The 16,163-nt window shown below is 64.3% G+C and carries 13 protein-coding genes; 6 read left to right on the forward strand and 7 right to left on the reverse strand.

Annotation, left to right across the window (positions count from 1 at the left end; translation table 11 throughout):
- Window positions 1-22: 22 nt before the first annotated feature.
- From ACIQC5_RS16450 to ACIQC5_RS16465, 4 genes are all read right to left on the reverse strand, one after another.
- Complete coding sequence (locus ACIQC5_RS16450; protein WP_400284576.1) at window positions 23-631, reverse strand: RraA family protein; 609 nt, start codon at window positions 629-631, stop codon at window positions 23-25.
- Window positions 628-1,038, reverse strand: coding sequence for a RidA family protein (locus tag ACIQC5_RS16455; RefSeq protein ID WP_400284579.1), 411 nt, complete (start codon window positions 1,036-1,038; stop codon window positions 628-630). Before ACIQC5_RS16455 ends, ACIQC5_RS16450 begins: the two co-directional genes overlap by 4 nt.
- Window positions 1,035-2,402 (reverse strand): MFS transporter, encoded by a 1,368-nt coding sequence (locus ACIQC5_RS16460; RefSeq protein WP_400284582.1) that lies wholly within the window; start codon window positions 2,400-2,402, stop codon window positions 1,035-1,037. Before ACIQC5_RS16460 ends, ACIQC5_RS16455 begins: the two co-directional genes overlap by 4 nt.
- A gap of 182 nt (window positions 2,403-2,584) precedes the next feature.
- Window positions 2,585-3,796 carry a PucR family transcriptional regulator gene (locus ACIQC5_RS16465; protein ID WP_400284585.1) on the reverse strand — a complete coding sequence of 404 codons (1,212 nt, stop codon included), beginning with the start codon at window positions 3,794-3,796 and terminating at the stop codon, window positions 2,585-2,587.
- Between the two features lie 137 nt (window positions 3,797-3,933).
- Here ACIQC5_RS16465 and ACIQC5_RS16470 point away from each other — a divergent pair, with 137 nt between their 5' ends.
- From ACIQC5_RS16470 to ACIQC5_RS16490, 5 genes are read left to right on the forward strand one after another with little or no spacing between them, the layout of a single operon-like run.
- Window positions 3,934-5,265: an MFS transporter gene (locus ACIQC5_RS16470; protein ID WP_400284588.1), complete on the forward strand. Its 1,332-nt coding sequence runs from the start codon at window positions 3,934-3,936 to the stop codon at window positions 5,263-5,265.
- Window positions 5,262-6,884, forward strand: coding sequence for a thiamine pyrophosphate-dependent enzyme (locus ACIQC5_RS16475; protein ID WP_400284591.1), 1,623 nt, complete (start codon window positions 5,262-5,264; stop codon window positions 6,882-6,884). Before ACIQC5_RS16470 ends, ACIQC5_RS16475 begins: the two co-directional genes overlap by 4 nt.
- Before the next feature lie 14 nt (window positions 6,885-6,898).
- On the forward strand, window positions 6,899-8,305 hold the full coding sequence (locus ACIQC5_RS16480) for a gamma-aminobutyraldehyde dehydrogenase (RefSeq protein WP_400284594.1): 1,407 nt from the start codon (window positions 6,899-6,901) through the stop codon (window positions 8,303-8,305).
- Between the two features lie 9 nt (window positions 8,306-8,314).
- Window positions 8,315-10,036 (forward strand): amidohydrolase, encoded by a 1,722-nt coding sequence (locus ACIQC5_RS16485; protein WP_400284596.1) that lies wholly within the window; start codon window positions 8,315-8,317, stop codon window positions 10,034-10,036.
- Between the two features lie 8 nt (window positions 10,037-10,044).
- On the forward strand, window positions 10,045-11,301 hold the full coding sequence (locus ACIQC5_RS16490; RefSeq protein WP_400284598.1) for a M20 family metallo-hydrolase: 1,257 nt from the start codon (window positions 10,045-10,047) through the stop codon (window positions 11,299-11,301).
- A 120-nt stretch (window positions 11,302-11,421) separates the two neighbouring features.
- On the opposite strand, the gene ACIQC5_RS16495 is transcribed toward ACIQC5_RS16490, so the two are convergent.
- Together ACIQC5_RS16495 and ACIQC5_RS16500 are read right to left on the reverse strand one after the other, a co-directional pair.
- Window positions 11,422-13,101, reverse strand: a complete 1,680-nt coding sequence (locus ACIQC5_RS16495) for a collagen binding domain-containing protein (protein ID WP_400284601.1) — start codon at window positions 13,099-13,101, stop codon at window positions 11,422-11,424.
- A 377-nt stretch (window positions 13,102-13,478) separates the two neighbouring features.
- Window positions 13,479-14,204 carry a hypothetical protein gene (locus tag ACIQC5_RS16500; protein ID WP_400284604.1) on the reverse strand — a complete coding sequence of 242 codons (726 nt, stop codon included), beginning with the start codon at window positions 14,202-14,204 and terminating at the stop codon, window positions 13,479-13,481.
- 85 nt (window positions 14,205-14,289) lie between these two features.
- Here ACIQC5_RS16500 and ACIQC5_RS16505 point away from each other — a divergent pair, with 85 nt between their 5' ends.
- Window positions 14,290-14,895, forward strand: a complete 606-nt coding sequence (locus ACIQC5_RS16505; protein WP_400284607.1) for a YdeI family protein — start codon at window positions 14,290-14,292, stop codon at window positions 14,893-14,895.
- 48 nt (window positions 14,896-14,943) lie between these two features.
- Here ACIQC5_RS16505 and ACIQC5_RS16510 read toward each other — a convergent pair whose 3' ends face one another.
- Window positions 14,944-16,158, reverse strand: a complete 1,215-nt coding sequence (locus ACIQC5_RS16510) for a glycoside hydrolase family 76 protein (RefSeq protein ID WP_400284609.1) — start codon at window positions 16,156-16,158, stop codon at window positions 14,944-14,946.
- Window positions 16,159-16,163: the final 5 nt, after the last annotated feature.

Below are 16,163 nucleotides of genomic sequence, written 5' to 3' on the forward strand. Positions count from 1 at the left end.
CGGCGTTACGCTCTCGGCTGTATTACAGAGCCAGGATCGACTCGAGCGGCTCCCCGGATGCGATGCGGGCCAGGATATCCGGCTCCGCGTCATCCGATGCCAACGCCCGCCCAAGGACGTCCCGCGCAGCATCGGGTGACAGGACGATCAGCCCGTTGTCGTCGCCGAGGACCAGGTCGCCGGGGTTGACCTCCACGCCACCGCACAGCACCGGGACGTTGACAGCGGAGTCGGTTCCGTGAAGGCGTTTGGTGGTCAGGCACGACGTCCCGCGGGCGAATACGGGCAAGCCGGTCTGCCGCAGTTCCAGGACATCGGTGGCCACACCGTCAACCACGACGGCGGCCGCGCCTTGGGCGAGCGCCGCGGCGGCCGTAACGGCCCCTACGGGCGCATGATGGTGGTCGCCGCCCATGTCCACCACGAGGACATCGCCGGGCTGCAGTGCCAGGAGGGCGCGGTTCATGGCGATGGCGTCATGGTCTGCGATCCGGACGGTCACTGCAGGCCCGGCGATCTTCACGTTTTCCAGCAAGGACTGGATGGCGGGGGAGACGAAGCCGGCCTCAAGGAAGTGGCCGATGGTGGGGTAGCTCACGCCTGTCAGGTCTTCAAGGAGGGTGTGGGTCACTGGGTAGCCTTCGGGGTTTGATCAGCGAGCACGGCCACGCACTCGATTTCCAACGACACGCCCCAGAGGCTCACGCATACCGTGGTCCGTGCAGGCTTGGCGGTGCCGAAGTACTCCACGTAAACACGGTTGTATTCCTCCAGCTGGTCCTGGTTGGTCAGGTACGTGTTGACCTTGACCACGTGCTCAAGGCTGGATCCCGCGGCTTCCAACACGCCCGCGAGGTTTTCGATGGTCTGCCGGACCTGCCCTTCGAAGGTGTCCGGCTGATCGTCCAGGCCCGTGATCGCGGGGATCTGGCCGGAAGTGAACACGAAACCGTTGGCAATGACCGCCGGGGAGAAGGGCCCGACGGCGGGCGCCTGGCCGGGGATACCGGCCAGGCGCTCGATGGTGGTGACGGTCACCGCGTTGCCGTGGCTTCCGTGGAGCGGGCTTCAGCAGGTGCTTCGTCGACGGCGTCGATGTTGCCGTACCGTGTCTCGGTCAGCAGGAAGAGGGCAACCAGCGACAATCCGGCCGCGGCCATGATGTACCAGGCGATCGAGGAGCTTTGGTGTGTCATGCCCAGGAGCCACGTAGTGACGAACGGGGTGGCGGCACTGCCCAGCAGGCCGGACAGCATGTAGGCCACGGACAGACCCGAGTAGCGGACCTTGGATCCAAAGAGCTCAGCCAGGAACGTGGCGATCGGTCCGTAGTTGGCGCAGAACGCGGTCATCATGGCGAGGTAGGCAACGAAGAGCAGTGCCACCGACTTGGTGTCCATGAGCCAGAACATCGGGAAGGCCAGGGCGGCCTCGGCAGCGACACCAGCGAAGATGATCGGTTTGCGGCCGTACTTGTCCGAAAGCCGGCCGAAGAACGGGATGAGGAAGAGTCCCAGGATGCAGGAGGCCAGAACCACCCAGAGCATGAGGCTCTCGGAGTGGCCGAGTTCCTTCTTGCCGTAGGAGACGCCGGAGGCAACCAACAGGGTGAACGTGCTGCCCGTGGAAAGGGTGGCGATGCCGCCCAGGACAACCTGCTTCCAGTACTTGGCCATCAAAGCGGCGAACGGCATCTTGGCCTTGGCGCCAGCGGTCTTGACTGCCTGGAAGGACGGGGTTTCCTCAATGTTCAGGCGGATGTAGATGCCCACCGTGACCAGGAGGACGGAGGCGAGGAACGGGATACGCCAGCCCCACGAATACAGTGCTTCGGTGCTGACCGTGGAGGCCACAATCAGGAATGCGACATTGGCGATCAACGTACCGGCGGGCACGCCAACCTGCACCAGGGAACCGTAGAAACCACGGCGGGTGGGAGGTGCATGTTCAACCGTCATGAGCACTGCACCGCCCCATTCGCCGCCGAGGGCCAGGCCCTGGATGACGCGGAGCAGAAGAAGCAGCAACGGGGCCATAATGCCGATGCTGTTGTAGTCAGGCAGCAGGCCGATGGCGAACGTGGCCGCTCCCATGGTCAGCAGCGAGACCAGGAGCATGGATTTGCGTCCCAGCCGGTCGCCGAAGTGACCAAAGATGATGGCGCCCACCATGCGGGCAATGTAGGCGGAAGCAAAGGTGCCGAAGGCCAGCATGGTGCCGACGATTGGATCGAAGCTGGGGAAGAAGATCTTGTTGAAGACGAGGGCCGACGCTGTTCCGAAGACGAAAAGGTCGTACCACTCGACGGTGGTGCCAATAACGCTGGCAAGGGCAATCTTGCGCATCTTGCTCAGGTCCAACCTGGCTGTGGATGCGGAGGAAGTATCTACCGTGGGGGCCATCTGATTCTCCGGATGGGGTGCGGGGACGAATGTCCGGTGCAAGGTAGATACAACTATGGTGTGTGCCCAATCACACCATCAATGGCATTACTTCCATCAAAACGCGGCTGGAAATGTGAAAACACACAGCGGAGCGGTGCGGCAACGCTCGGCGGCAACTCACGAAGGCGGGACCTCCTCGCTTATGCCCACGCCACCACCAGCCGGGCCGTCTTTGCGGGAACGGCGAGGTCGATCCCGGTCAGCTCCTGAAAGCGGTTGAGCCGGTTGAGAATGGTGTTCCGGTGGCAGAAGAGTTGCTCGGACGTGACCGTGACGTTGCCGGTGCCCAGATAGTTCCGGACCGTTTCCAACAGGCGCTCGCGCTCGCCGCCCCGGCACTCCGCCAGGGCCTCTTCGAGTTCAGCGGCGAGGTCCAGGCCGGCGTCCTGCAGGTTCTGCTGAGCCAATCGCGCCCAAGCAGAATCAGCGGACAGTGGGCCGGCGTCGCGGGGGCGGAGGAGCGCGGCCAGGCTCTCCGCCGTACGGGCGGCCGTGGGGAGGGCGCGAAGGCCAAGGACCTCGGGAACGTAGCCGCACGGGACATTGACGACGCCGGGAGGCAGCTGCTGCGCGTCGGTTTCGGTTCCGTGCGCCTCGCCTCGGGTTTCAGGACCGCGCGTCCGCCGTGTGGGCAAGGCCCAGAAAACGTAGGTGTTGCCCCCGGATTCATGGAGGAACAATCGTTGCCGGGTGTGCTGGCCTGATCCGAATTGGGATGCCGCTGCGCGCAGCCGTGCGCCTGGATCGCCGCTCGCGGCAACCAGTGCAAAGCGTGATTCGGGGTTGATGCCCAATGCCGAGGCAACCTGCGCGGAGGTCTCCAAGGACGGCGTGCTCTGGTTGAACAGGCGGGCAATGAACTCGCGTTGGATGCTCGATTCTTCCTGGGCCATCCTGACGCGTTCGGTCAGGTAACTCGTGTGCGTGCGGGTGGCGAATTCGTCCACGACACGCCACACCTGATCCACGCGCGTCGCCAGTAGCGCGGCGTCCTCGGTGTGCGCGATCTCCAACAGTTCAGCCCAGAGGATGCTGAAATCCAGGCGGACGGCTGAGGTCAGGGACTCTGGTGGGATACCGGCCCTTGCACGCTTGGATCCGAGGTCGGACGCGAAGTCGAGCAGACCCTCCCGGCTATCCGACTGTCCATTCCTGAGGCCGCGGATCAGGCGCCGGAAGGTCTCGCGCGCCGTCTCCTGGATTTCCTGGACGGTCACTTGGCTTTCGCCGTACTCCGGGATCTCACGGACCCTGGTGGTGAAGGCCTGCGCCAGAGTGTCCAGCCGGCCTTCAAGCTGGTCCACCAGCTCAGTCCAACGAACGGCATGCCCCGAGGTTTCAGAATTGTGCATTCACACATTCTAGCGGCATGATTCCGTGGTGGATTGCTAGTCTTTTTGGGAAAAACTACTGGCACTATGGAACGAGTCACACAAAAATTGCCCGGGCATCCCCAACGTCCGGTCCCGTTCGCACTCATGGAGCAACAATGGCAAGCACCGTCAGCGGAGCCACGGACGCCAGTCCCACGGCAGTACGCATCGTCGATGAAAGCGTCACCAAGAAGGTGGCCCTGGCTGCCCTCGTGGGCACTGCGCTGGAATGGTACGACTTCTTCCTTTTCACCACAGCCGCTGCTTTGGTGTTCAACGCACAGTTCTTCGTATCCCAGGATCCCTTCGTCGCTGCCATGGGCTCCTTTGCCACCCTCGCCGTTGGCTTCGTGGCCCGCCCGATTGGCGGCTTCATCTTCGGCGCCCTCGGTGACAAGGTGGGCCGCAAGAAGATCCTCATGGTCACGATCGTTGGCATTGGCATTGTCACCGGGCTCATCGGCCTGCTGCCGAACTACATGACCATCGGCCTGGCCGCCCCCATCCTGTTGGTTGCCTTGCGCATCGTCCAGGGCCTCGCCGTCGGTGGCGAGTGGAGCGGCGCGGTGATTATCGCCGTCGAAAATGCGCCGGTGGAAAAGCGTGCACGCTACGCCGCGCTTCCGCAGATCGGTTCCCCGATCGGTACCATCCTGTCCTCCGGCGGCTTCTTCGGCATGCTGTTCCTGGTAGGCCAGACCAACTTTGACGCCTGGGGCTGGCGCATCCCCTTCATTGCCGCCATCCCGCTGCTGGCCATCTCGCTGTGGATCCGCAGCCGCCTCAGCGAATCCCCGGAATTTGAAGCACTCATGGAGTCCGGCGAAACCGAGCATGCTCCCATCCGCGGCGTCCTGAAGAACAGCTGGCGCCAGATCCTGGTAGGTATGTGCTCGGCCCTGCTCGGCATCGGCGGTTTCTACCTCATCACCAGCTTCGTGGTCTTCTACGGCACCAAGGTCCTCAAACTGCCCTCCGAACTCCTGCTCTTGGGAACCCTGCTGGCCGCGGCCCTCGAAATCGGCGCGCTGATCTGGGCAGGCCGCCTGGGTGAAAAATTCGGCGCCAGCAAGGTCATCCTTTGGGGCGGCGTGGCCTCGGCCCTTATCGCAGTTCCTGTGTTCCTGGCCATCGACTCCCGCAACCCGGTCCTGGTGGTCCTGGGCATGATGATCGGCGTCGCCGTCCTTTCCATCCCGTACGCCGTCTCCGGCACCGCGCTGACCGCGCTGTTCGCCACGAAGGTCCGCTACACCGGCGTCGCCATCACGTCCAACACGGCGGGTGTTATCTCCGGCTTCGTGCCGCTGATCGCCACAGCGCTCGTGGCAGCCAATAACTCCTTCTGGCCTGGCGCCATCATCCTGCTGGTCGTCTCAGCATTGACCGCGCTGTCCGGCCTGTTCCTCCCAAGCCTTTCCATCGAAGAAGAAGGAATGAAGCATTGAGCACAACCACAGCTGGCCACCTGATTGTTGGCCAACTCGAACGGGCAGGCGTCAAGCGCGTCTACACCGTCCCGGGCGAGAGCTTCCTGGACGTCCTTGACGGCCTGCACGGCTCGCCGATCCAGAACGTGGTGGCCCGCCAGGAAGGCGGCGCCGGATTCATGGCACTCGCCGAAGGCCGACTGACCGGGCTTCCGGGCATAGCCATGGTGACCCGTGGCCCGGGCGCCGCAAACGCGTTCATTGCCATCCACACTGCCCATCAGGACGCCACGCCGCTGATCCTGTTCGTTGGACTGATTCCGGTTGCCGACCGCGGCCGTGAGTCCTTCCAGGAGTTCGACATCAACGCCTGGTTCGGCAGCACCGCCAAGAAAGTCGTAACGCTCGACGACGCCGCTTCCGCCGCCCGCGTGGTGGACGACGCCATCTTCACCGCCCTCAGCGGACGCCCCGGCCCGGTGGTGATCGGCCTCCCGGAGGACGTGCTGGTGCACGTCGTCCCGGACGCCACGGTGAAACCGCGCAAGATTGCCCGTCCCGAGCCGGCTGCCGCGGATCTGGACCAGCTGAACCAAAAGCTCAGCACCGCACGCAAGCCGCTCGTCGTCGTCGGCGGCGAAGGGTGGACGCAGGAGTCCGGGGAGCAGTTGGCCGCGTGGGCAAGCCGCAACAGCGTCCCGGTGGTGGCCGACTTCCGCGCTTACGACGCCGTCCCGCACCGGAGCGACGCCTACGCCGGTTTCCTGGGGTACGGCCGCAGCGACGCCAACGCCGAACGCCTCGACGACGCCGACCTGCTCGTCTTTGTGGGCTGCGTCCGCGGCGACGTCCTCTCCGATGGCTACAAACGCGGACTCGACGCCGAGACTGTGGTGGTCAACGCCGACGCCAACCTCCTGGGCCACTTTGGCCGGGTGGACCAGCACATCATTGCCGACGTGACGGCATTCGCCAGCGCCGTGGCTGCCACCAACACCACCGGTGAACGTGCGGAAGGCTGGTTCGCCAGCGCCCGCGCCGACCAGCTCAAGTTCTCCACGCCACAGCCCGACGGCGGCATCGGCGTCGACCTGGGCGTCGCCATGGAGGTCCTCAAGAAGGAAATGGACGCCGACGCCGTCCTCACCTTCGGCGCCGGGAACCACGCACTGTGGCCCGCCCGCTACCTGGACCACAACTCGGCCGATTCCTTGGCCGCACCCCGCAACGGCGCCATGGGCATGGGAATCCCCGCAGCCGTGGCAGCATCCCTTGCGTACCCCGGGCGCCAGGTCATCTCTGTTGCCGGTGACGGCTGCTTCATGATGAACGGCCAGGAAGTCGCCACGGCCATGGGCTACGGCGCCAAGTTCATCGTCCTGGTGGTGGACAACGGCATCTTTGCCACCATCCGCGAGCACCAGGAAGCGCACTACCCGGACCGCCCTTCGGGCACGCATATGACCAACCCGGACTTCGCCGCACTCGCCCGTTCCTACGGCGGTTACGGCGAGCGCGTGGACCGTACGGAGGACTTCGCAGCCGCGTTCCGCCGGGCCGTCGACTCCGGCCTCCCGGCCCTGCTGCACCTGCCACAGGACCCCACCACGCGTTCCCCCAAGACTTCAACAAACTGACCGGAGCCCTCACTGTGATCCAGCTTCAGAACATCATCAACGGCGAGTCCGTGGACGCCGCGGCCAGCCTGCCGTTCTTCGACCCCGCCACGGGCCAGCAGATCGGCACCGCGCCGGACAGTGACGCTGCCGCCGTCGACGCCGCCTTCCAAGCCGCTGCCGAAGCTTTCAAGAGCTACAAGCGCACGACGCCGGGTACGCGGCAGTCGCTGCTGCTGCAGTTGGCCGACCTCATCGAGGCGAATGCTGACCGTCTCCTCGAGGCCGAGGTTGCTTGCACCGGCAAGCCCGCAGCCTTGACCCGTGAGCTCGAAATCCTTCGCGGGGCGGACCAGCTCCGCTTCTTCGCGGGAGCTTGCCGCGTGGTCTCCGGGACTGCGCAGACGGAGTACGTGGAGGGTTTCTCGTCCACCATCCGGCGCGAGCCCATTGGCGTGGTCGCGCAGATCACGCCGTGGAATTACCCGTTCATGATGGCCATCTGGAAGATCGGTCCGGCTCTTGCCGCGGGCAACACTCTGGTCCTCAAGCCTGCAGACACTACTCCTTGGTCCACTGTTGTCCTGGGCGAACTGGCGCAGCAGGTCTACCCGGCCGGCGTAGTGAATATCGTTTGTGGCGGTCGTGAAGCGGGGGCTGCAATGGTGGAGCACGACATCCCGGAGATGGTCTCCATCACCGGTTCCACCCGTGCCGGTGCGCAGGTCATGTCCGCTGCGGCCAAGACGCTCAAGGACGTCCATCTGGAGCTGGGCGGCAAGGCACCCGCAGTGGTGTTTGCCGACGTCGATATCCAGCGCACCGCCGGCGAAATCGCTTTGGCCGCTTTCTTCAATGCCGGGCAGGACTGCACCGCCGTGACGCGGGTGCTGGTCCACCAAGACATCCACACGGAGTTCGCGGCAGCACTCGCGGACGCTGCTTCAGCGCTGAAGGTGGGCGGATCCGATGCGGATCTCGGCCCGCTCAACAGCGCCGCGCAGCTGGAGCGTGTGGAGGGCTTCATGTCCCGCCTCCCGGCCAACGCCAGGGTCCTTTCCGGCGGCAAGCGCACCGGAACCGGCTTCCACTTTGAACCCACGGTCATCGACGGCGTGTTCCAGACTGACGAAGTGGTGTGCGACGAGATCTTCGGCCCCGTGCTGACGGTCCAGCCGTTCGCCACCGAGGAAGAAGCAATCGAACTCGCCAACGGCACCAAGTACGCCCTCGCGTCCAGCGTCTGGTCCGAGAACCATGGCGTGGTGACCCGTGTGTCCAACGAGCTCGATTTCGGTGCCGTGTGGATCAACTGCCACCAGGTGATTCCGGCCGAAGCGCCGCACGGTGGCTTCAAGCACTCGGGCACCGGCAAGGACCTGTCCGTGTACGGCCTTGAGGACTACACGCGCATCAAGTCCGTTACCACCTCGCACCGCTAGAACCCGCTCATGAAACTCGACCTCCTCCTGCGGAACGCAGAGATCATCACCATGGATCCGGCCCGTCCCCTGGCCAGTTCGCTGGGCATCTGGCAGGGACGCATCGTGGGCCTCGACGAGGACCTGGACGGGTTGGATGCCCTTCAGGTACTCGACCTCGGTGGTTCCACGGTTACTCCCGGCTTCATCGATGCCCATTGCCACACCACCTGGTTCGGGCTGGGCCTCGCGGAACTGGACGTGTCCGGTGCCCGTGGCTTGGACGAGCTGTATGGGCTTCTCCGCGGTGCTGTGACCAACAACGGGGCCGAAGGCGATGCTTGGCTTTTCGCCACCGGGTTCAGCCAGACCCAGCACGGCGGTTCCTTCCCGGACATCGCCGAGCTGGACCGCATCACGGGGGAGCGGCCGCTGTTCATGCGGCATAACTCAGGGCACATGGCCGTGGTCAATACCGCCGCGCTGCGCCTGGCGGGTGCGGCGTCGCCGTCGTTCCCCGATCCCGACGGCGGAGCGATAGTCCGCGACGCAGCGGGACGTCCCACCGGACTCGTCCAGGAGACGGCGCAGGAACTGATCCAGCAGCTGATCTTGCCGTATTCGTTGGACGACATCGAGGACGCTCTTGAACGGGCCACCCTGTACTACGCCTCCGAGGGCATCACGAGTTTCACCGAGGCCGGGGTGGGTGGGGGCTGGATCGGGCACAGCCCGGCCGAGCTCGCGGCCTACCAGCGCGCTGCCGCCAACGGCCGGTTGCACGCCCGTGCACAGGTGATGCCGGTGTTGGATGTGCTGCACGGATTGGACAGTCATGCGTCGGACAGTCCGGGAGTTGCGCCAGCCGGGCTGGACCTGGGGATTACCAGCGGATTCGGGAACGAGTACTTGTCCCTCGGCCCCGCGAAGGTGTTCCTGGACGGCTCACTCCTGGGCGAAACCGCCGCCGTGAGCCATGAGTTCTGCAGCCATGGACACCGGGACAACACCGGCAATGTTGGCTACTTCCAGGCCGATCCCGCCCAGCTGAGGGAACGCATCGAGGCCGCCTACGCCGCGGGTTGGTCCATCGCGGCCCACGCCATCGGTGACCGGGCGATCGACCTCGCCGTGGACATCATCACGGATTGCCAGGCCGTGTATGGGCCGCGCCGGCTGCCCAACAGGATCGAGCACGCCTCCATTACGCGCCCGGACCAGTTAGCCAGGCTCGCGTCCGCCGGAATCGCCGTGACGCCGCAGGCCAGCTTCTTCCGCGATGGCGGGGACGGCATGACCGCTTCCCTCGGACCGGACCGCTTGCCATGGGCGTACCGTGCGGCCAGTTTCCTGGAAGCCGGCGTGACGCTTGCGGGAAGCTCGGACCGGCCGGTCGCCGACGGAAACGTGCTCCGCGGCATGCAGGCGTTCGTGGACCGCCGGACCGAATCGGGGGCCGTTTTTGGAAACCTCGCGGAACGCCTCACCCCGCAGCAGGCACTGGCCGCCTACACGTCCGGCGCGGCCGCGGCAACAGGGACCTTGGACGAGAAGGGCACGCTGTCACCAGGCAAACTTGCCGACTTCACGGTCCTGTCCGCCTCGCCCTTGGAGGCACCCACCATCAGCGAACTACAGGTCCAGGCCACCGCCGTCGGAGGCCGCTTTACCTACCAATCAACAGAGTTCCAGCACGCTGCGCTGTCGCCGTTCATTCAGAGCGGCCGAGTTCAGTCGCGGCAGAGTTCATAGGGGAGACCATGACAACCACCACACGTTTCACCGCCCAGGACACCGCCTTCGTGCAGGACTTCCGGACCATGAGCGCGTTCGGCGCCACAGAGAACGGCGGCGTGGACCGCCAAGCCGCAACCATTCCCGACGGCGAACAGCGCCGTTGGCTCGCAGGACTCCTGGAAGACCACGGCTTCACAGTCAAGTTCGACCACGCCGGCAACCAGTGGGGCCTCTACGAGGCTGTACCCGGTGCGCCCTTCGTGGTGGTCGGCTCGCACATGGATTCACAGCCGACGGCGGGACGGTACGACGGCGCGTACGGCGTCCTCGCCGCGGCCCACGCCGCGTTCCGCTTGGCCGCCCGCTGGGAAGCCGGCGCCCCAGCACCCAAGTTCAATCTCGCCGTCGTCAACTGGTTCAACGAGGAAGGCAGCCGCTTCAAGCCCTCCATGATGGGCTCGTCCGTCTACACGGGGAAGCTGGAACTGGAAGACGCGCTCAACACCAAGGACGCCGCCGGGATCACGGTGCGCGACGCTCTGGACGCGATCGGTTGCCGCGGAACCTTTGAAGGGCCGGAGGCTGCGTACTGCGCTGAGATCCACATCGAGCAGGGCCGCAGCATGGAGCGCGAAGGCATCACGATCGGTCTGGTCAGCTCCAACTGGGCCGCCAACAAGTACGAGTTCGTGGTCCATGGCGAGCAGGCGCACACCGGTTCCACCGTGATTGCGGATCGCAAGGATGCCCTCTTGGGTGCCTCCATGCTGGTGGTTGCCGCGCGCGAACTCGCTGATCGTTTCCCCGGCCTCCTGCACACGTCCGTGGGCCAGCTCAACGTCTACCCGAACTCGCCCGTAGTGGTGCCGTCCCGCGTGAACCTGCTCCTGGACCTGCGCAGCGCCGACGAAGCCGTCCTGGCCGAGGCCGACGCCCTGCTGCACGCCCGCATCACGGAAATCGAACGCCTGGCCAACGTCTCCGTGGAGAAGCACCACTCGCACTCCTGGGCCGTGACTCCGTACCAGCCCGAAGGAGTGGAGCTCGCCGCCAAGGTCGCCGCAGACTTGGGGCTGTCCAACAAGGAAGTCATGACCCTGGCCGGGCACGACTCCACCAACATGAAGGACATCGTTCCCACCGTGATGCTCTTTGTGCCCAGCGTTGACGGCATCTCCCACAACGAGCACGAATACACTACGGACGAGGACATCGTGGCCGGGCTCACCATGCTCACTGAGGTTGTGGGCCGGCTCTGTGATGGGGCGTTGGAGGACTAGCTGCTTGGGGTTGCCGCACGGAAGCACCCCCGCCGCACGGAAGCACCCCCGCCATATGACGGGGGTGCTTCCTGGTGTAGGTGAACGGTGGCCATGGATCGGCCGCGATATCCGCTTCCGTTACTGCGGAATGGCTACGTTCGCCGGGTGGTCTCCGAACTTCTTATCATCGTAGGCAGCACCGCCGAGGCCGCACAGCTGTGCAGCGGTGAAGCCTGCCGGGGCTGTACCCAGTGAGGTGAGGTCGACGCCGTCGACCGTCACTGTGCTCGGATACAGCGAGTTGTCTGCGGACTTGCAGACAAGCACGATGATCTTGAAATCACGGGGATCCGTGAAGGTCAGGCTGACCGTACCGCCAGCCCCAACCGTTGCCCGTTGATCCGCTGCAGTGTCGTAGCCTGCGGGTGTCGTAGTCTCAACCACCCAGTACTCGCCAGCAAGAATGTCCGTGAACGAGCAATCGCCGCTGGCATTCGTGGTGCAGGTGAGGCCTGTTGTGGTGTCTTCAGCGCCACGCGTTTCAAGCGGTGCCACGTTGTTGTACAACGTGAAGACGGCACCAGCCAGGGATGCTCCGCTGCCTGTTCCATCGTCCCGCTTGTGGACGTTGATGGTTCCCTTCGCAGTGTTCGTGTACGTGCAATCAACGGTGCCTTGGAATCCGAGGACGATGTCGACTGTGGCCCCGCTCGGAGTCGCGGATGTACCCGTTCCGGATACCGTGCAACTCAGGTCCGTAAGAGTCCAGCCCGAGGGCAGTGTGCTCTCGGTGACGCTGTACGTTCCCGGCTGTACCGAGGTGCCGTAGTCACGGGTTCCGCCGTTGCTCAGGTTGAAGGTCGACGGCGTCAGCCCACCAGTGGTGGTGTAGCCGAACGTTCCGTCGCCGCCCACGGTGACCTTATGGATCTTGATGGAACCGCACTTGCTGAAGTTCAGCGGCACAGGTGCAATGAAGTCCTTCAAAGCCGCAGTGAAGGAGTCGGAGGACCGGCTCTTCAGGTAGGCTCCGCTGAAGGTTTCGCATGAACCGGCCGGGATGATGCCGGCATCGGTCAGGTTGATGGCGGCCTCGCCGAAGGTGCGGGCAGACAGGTTGCGGGGTGCATTCGGGGCGATCGGGTCAACTACCGTACCGGACGGTGGGTTGTTGGCAGGATCGTTGATGGATCCCTCGAAGTTGCCGGTCAAGGGCTGTACGGGACCCCAGCACGGAGTGCTGTTTGCGGAGTCGCACAAGGACTTGGGTCCAGTGGCGACCCACCGGTGGAAGCCCAGTGTCGGATTTGTGCCGCCCTGCGAGAGGTCGTACTTGATCAGGACGTCACCAGCGGTCCGGACCGGAGTCACACCATTGGCCGAAACCGCGGTGCTCTTGTTGAACTCGAAGTCCATGTTGGTGGTGCCCGTAGGCTCCTGAACGCGCTCCCAAGCCAAGTAGGCGTAGTCCTTGCCGTTGGATTCGGTCTTCAAGTAGGCGTAGAAGCGGAGCAGATCGCTCTTGTTGTTCGGGATGGAACCTGTGACCACAGTCGGGACTTCTGTGTCTTCCTTGGTGCCTTGGCCGAACGAATTGTCATTCTGGCCGGTGTCCAGGTCGATTCCACATCCGGAGATAGGAGCAACGCAACTGATGGGGGCCGTGGCCCAATCCTGTGTTTCGTCGTTGAGGACCAGGTTTCCGTCGGCCGCGTCAAAGGGGCTTCCGGTGAGGTTGGCTTGGGCAGCTGTTGCTGAGAGGACTAAAGCCAGACAGGCTGCGGCTGCGCCAATCGAGGTAAGTTTCTTGTTTCTCATTGGGGTGCCTGATTTCTAGTGAAACCGTTCGGCCCGGACGGGGTTATCCGGTGCCGTGACAATCCCCCCGCTGTGCCAATCCAGAGGACTGGCGTGTGGATATCGAGTCACCCTGAGACCTTGGGTGACGGCGCCGTTGGACGGTTTCCCGCGAACAGCGACGTTGCGCAGCGGCCTGTGAAAGGCGGCGGTGTTTGTAGTGCCTGCCAAGCAAACAACGGGTCAATCTTCAAGCCCGGCCATACTCACCGGGAAGCTCGTCCCGGCGTGGGTCAGGGCGCGCAAACATGTTGCCTTTACCTATCCCAGACACGTTGATAGTAGGCTCGGCCGGTCACCAAATCAACGTTCTCCGCAGGAATTGTTTCCCGGGATTTTCACGCCGTCGAGGCCGGAGATTTCTCCACCAGGATCGACGCCGGCGCTGCTCCGCTCGCGGCATCCGGATTGGCCACATACAGGATGCCATCCTCAATGCGTGCCTCGATTTCCACGGCCTTGAGGCGATCCAGTAAACGTTCCAGCCCGCCGTCGTACTCAAACGCCAGATCCCCGTTGGTGGCATCGGCTCCGTGGATAATCCGCAAAACTCCGCCGTTTTTCGTGCTGAACGTGGCCGATTCGTCGTTCGACGTCCGCGGCCGGGCACCGATGTTCCGGAGCTCCTGCGAGGAACCATCGACGTCGGGACTCACCCACGTTGCGACCACCGCGAGTGCCTGGTCGGCTCGGCTTGAGGTAGCCCACGTGCCGTCTTCCGCTTTCTGCGACTGGTCTGCCAGGAACTGGAAGCCATCCTTTGCTGAGACTTGGACAGTGGTTCCATGGGAGGCGTCGATGACCTCGGCGTTGGTGCCGTCTTCCCGCGTACGCCGGGCGAACTCGTCCAGGATTCCGACTTCGACGCCGAAAATGGTGGTGCCGTCCTCGGGTGATCCGGGCGCCGGTGTGTGTTCCACGCGGTGCAGCGCCAGGCGACCGGAACCGGCGTCGAACTCCAACCAATCGCCGTCATTGACCGTGTTCACCAGGCCCAAGGTCGTCAGCAGCGCAGTCCACTGCTCCGGGCGAGAGGTGAAATGGATGGGGCGGGCTCGCAACATTGGTCCTCCTGGGCTTTGCGTTTGTGCTCCAGCCTATTCCGCGTGGCCGGGTCCATGTCAGGCCTTGTTCACGCAGAATGAAGCCATGCCCATTGAGCTTGAAGAACTTCTTGTCCGAGACGGTGCCGAGTGGCGTTCCTGGCTTTCGGCGCACGCCGCCGAGAGCCCGGGCGTCTGGCTGATCCTCCACAAGAAGGGCGGCAACGTCACCGAACTGGATTACGACGCCGCCCTGGACGAGGCACTGTGCTTTGGCTGGATCGATGGTCAGTCCAAGAGCCGCGACGCCGAGAGCTACTTCCAACGCATGACCCCGCGCGGCCGCCGCAGCATCTGGTCCGTTCGGAACGTGGGGCACATTGCGCGGCTCGAAGCCGAAGGCAAGATGACCGACGCTGGACGTGCCGCCGTCGAGGCCGCCAAAGCCGACGGTCGATGGGAAGCTGCCTATGCGGGCCCGGCAGATTCGGTGGTCCCGGACGACCTTGCCGCGGCCATAGAGGCCGTTCCCGAGGCGCAGGCAATGTTCGATGTCCTGACCTCACAAAACCGTTTCGCCCTCATCCACCGCACGAATCTGGTGAAGAGGGCCGATACCCGGGCTCGGAAAATCGCCGGATTCGTCGAGATGCTGGCCAAGCACGAGGCCCCCTACCCGCAGAAGAAACGCCCGGCCTCCGAGCCCAAGTAGGTCGCATTTAAGCGCGTTTTGAGCGCTCAAAACGCGCTTAACTGCTACCTACTTGGGTTGGGCGGGCGTCAGTGTCGCTGCCGCCTCGAAGGTCATCCAGGCTTGCAGTTGGGTGGAAAGTTCGACGGCGGTCCCTGGCGGATACGTCTCGCTGGCCGGTCGCAGGGGGTCGGGCGAGAAGATGAGGCGTGGGACTTCTTTTGGTGGTTCGCCGGTGGTTCGCGTTTCGCCGGTGGTTCCAGGGCCCGCTTGGTGACGACCCTGCCACAACGCCTCTGCTGTGTCCTGCACCAGAGCCTGTGCTGTTCTGCGGCTGGCTTCAGGAAGTCGATCGTCCCGTGCTGCGACAGCCAGATACCGGACGAGGATCCCGGTGAAGAGTCCGCCGTCGCCCGTGCCGTCGCCGTGGATAATACGCGTGCCGGGGACGGTCAGCTCCCGCGCAACGGCCTCAACCAGGCGCGCAGCCCGGTCCAAGTTCTCCTGCCCACCCAACTCCAAGAGTGCGCCGAGGACGGGCCCCTGGTTGTAGGTGTACACCGCGTCCTCCAAGATGGTCTCGCCATTCCGAATGCGGAGCCCGTCCAGGTACAGCCCACGGGCATCGTCAAACAGCTTGGCGTTGAGCCAGCTCACCAATGCCTGCGCTCGCTCCCGGCGACCTGTCCTGGCGAAATAGAGGGCCACCGGCGCCGTGGCCGGGGTGTTCTTGAAGTCCCTGGCGGTGCTCCAGAACGTTCCGCCGCCCAGGTCCTCCGTGGAGGCCGAATCGAATTGCAGTGTCAGGCTCTTGCGGACATAGGCGTTGCGTCGGCGGCCAGGTTTCCGGGTTTCCTCCGCCAGCCTTTCGAGTCGGAGCGTGGAGAGAGCGAGCCAAGCCATGTCGTCGTAGTAATGGTTCACGAATCTCAGGACGTTCCTGAGCCGGATGGTGGTGACCAGTCGCGATGCCAGACGTCCGGCACTCGGGCGGGCGTCGCCGTCGAACTTCACTTTCGTAGTCAATTCACGGCGACCGGCATCCACCAGGCAGTCCACATAGTGGGCCTGCCACCAGTAATGCCAAGGGCCGAGGACTCGTTGTCTGACTGTTGACGGAACGCTGACCGCGCCGATATGTGTGCCGGGGATGAACCATAGCCTGCGGCCGAAGGTGCGCGTCACCGAGCGGGCGGCTTGGTTGGCGCGTGCCGCCCACTCCGTTGTGTCAGCGATGGGAAGCGACTGGTCGGCAGGGGAGGTGTCGAAGGTTTCGGCTGGCATGGGCC

It is taken from the genome of Paenarthrobacter sp. NPDC092416 (assembly GCF_044755025.1).
In the GTDB taxonomy this organism is placed as follows: Bacteria; Actinomycetota; Actinomycetes; order Actinomycetales; family Micrococcaceae; genus Arthrobacter.

What these genes read in the sequence shown, in the direction of transcription:
- ACIQC5_RS16460 (WP_400284582.1), bottom strand. Translation starts at nt 2,402, where the DNA reads ATGGCCCCCACGGTAGATACTTCCTCCGCATCCACAGCCAGGTTGGAC.
- ACIQC5_RS16465 (WP_400284585.1), bottom strand. Translation starts at nt 3,796, where the DNA reads ATGCACAATTCTGAAACCTCGGGGCATGCCGTTCGTTGGACTGAGCTG.
- ACIQC5_RS16470 (WP_400284588.1), top strand. Translation starts at nt 3,934, where the DNA reads ATGGCAAGCACCGTCAGCGGAGCCACGGACGCCAGTCCCACGGCAGTA.
- ACIQC5_RS16485 (WP_400284596.1), top strand. Translation starts at nt 8,315, where the DNA reads ATGAAACTCGACCTCCTCCTGCGGAACGCAGAGATCATCACCATGGAT.
- ACIQC5_RS16490 (WP_400284598.1), top strand. Translation starts at nt 10,045, where the DNA reads ATGACAACCACCACACGTTTCACCGCCCAGGACACCGCCTTCGTGCAG.
- ACIQC5_RS16495 (WP_400284601.1), bottom strand. Translation starts at nt 13,101, where the DNA reads ATGAGAAACAAGAAACTTACCTCGATTGGCGCAGCCGCAGCCTGTCTG.
- ACIQC5_RS16500 (WP_400284604.1), bottom strand. Translation starts at nt 14,204, where the DNA reads ATGTTGCGAGCCCGCCCCATCCATTTCACCTCTCGCCCGGAGCAGTGG.
- ACIQC5_RS16505 (WP_400284607.1), top strand. Translation starts at nt 14,290, where the DNA reads ATGCCCATTGAGCTTGAAGAACTTCTTGTCCGAGACGGTGCCGAGTGG.
- ACIQC5_RS16510 (WP_400284609.1), bottom strand. Translation starts at nt 16,158, where the DNA reads ATGCCAGCCGAAACCTTCGACACCTCCCCTGCCGACCAGTCGCTTCCC.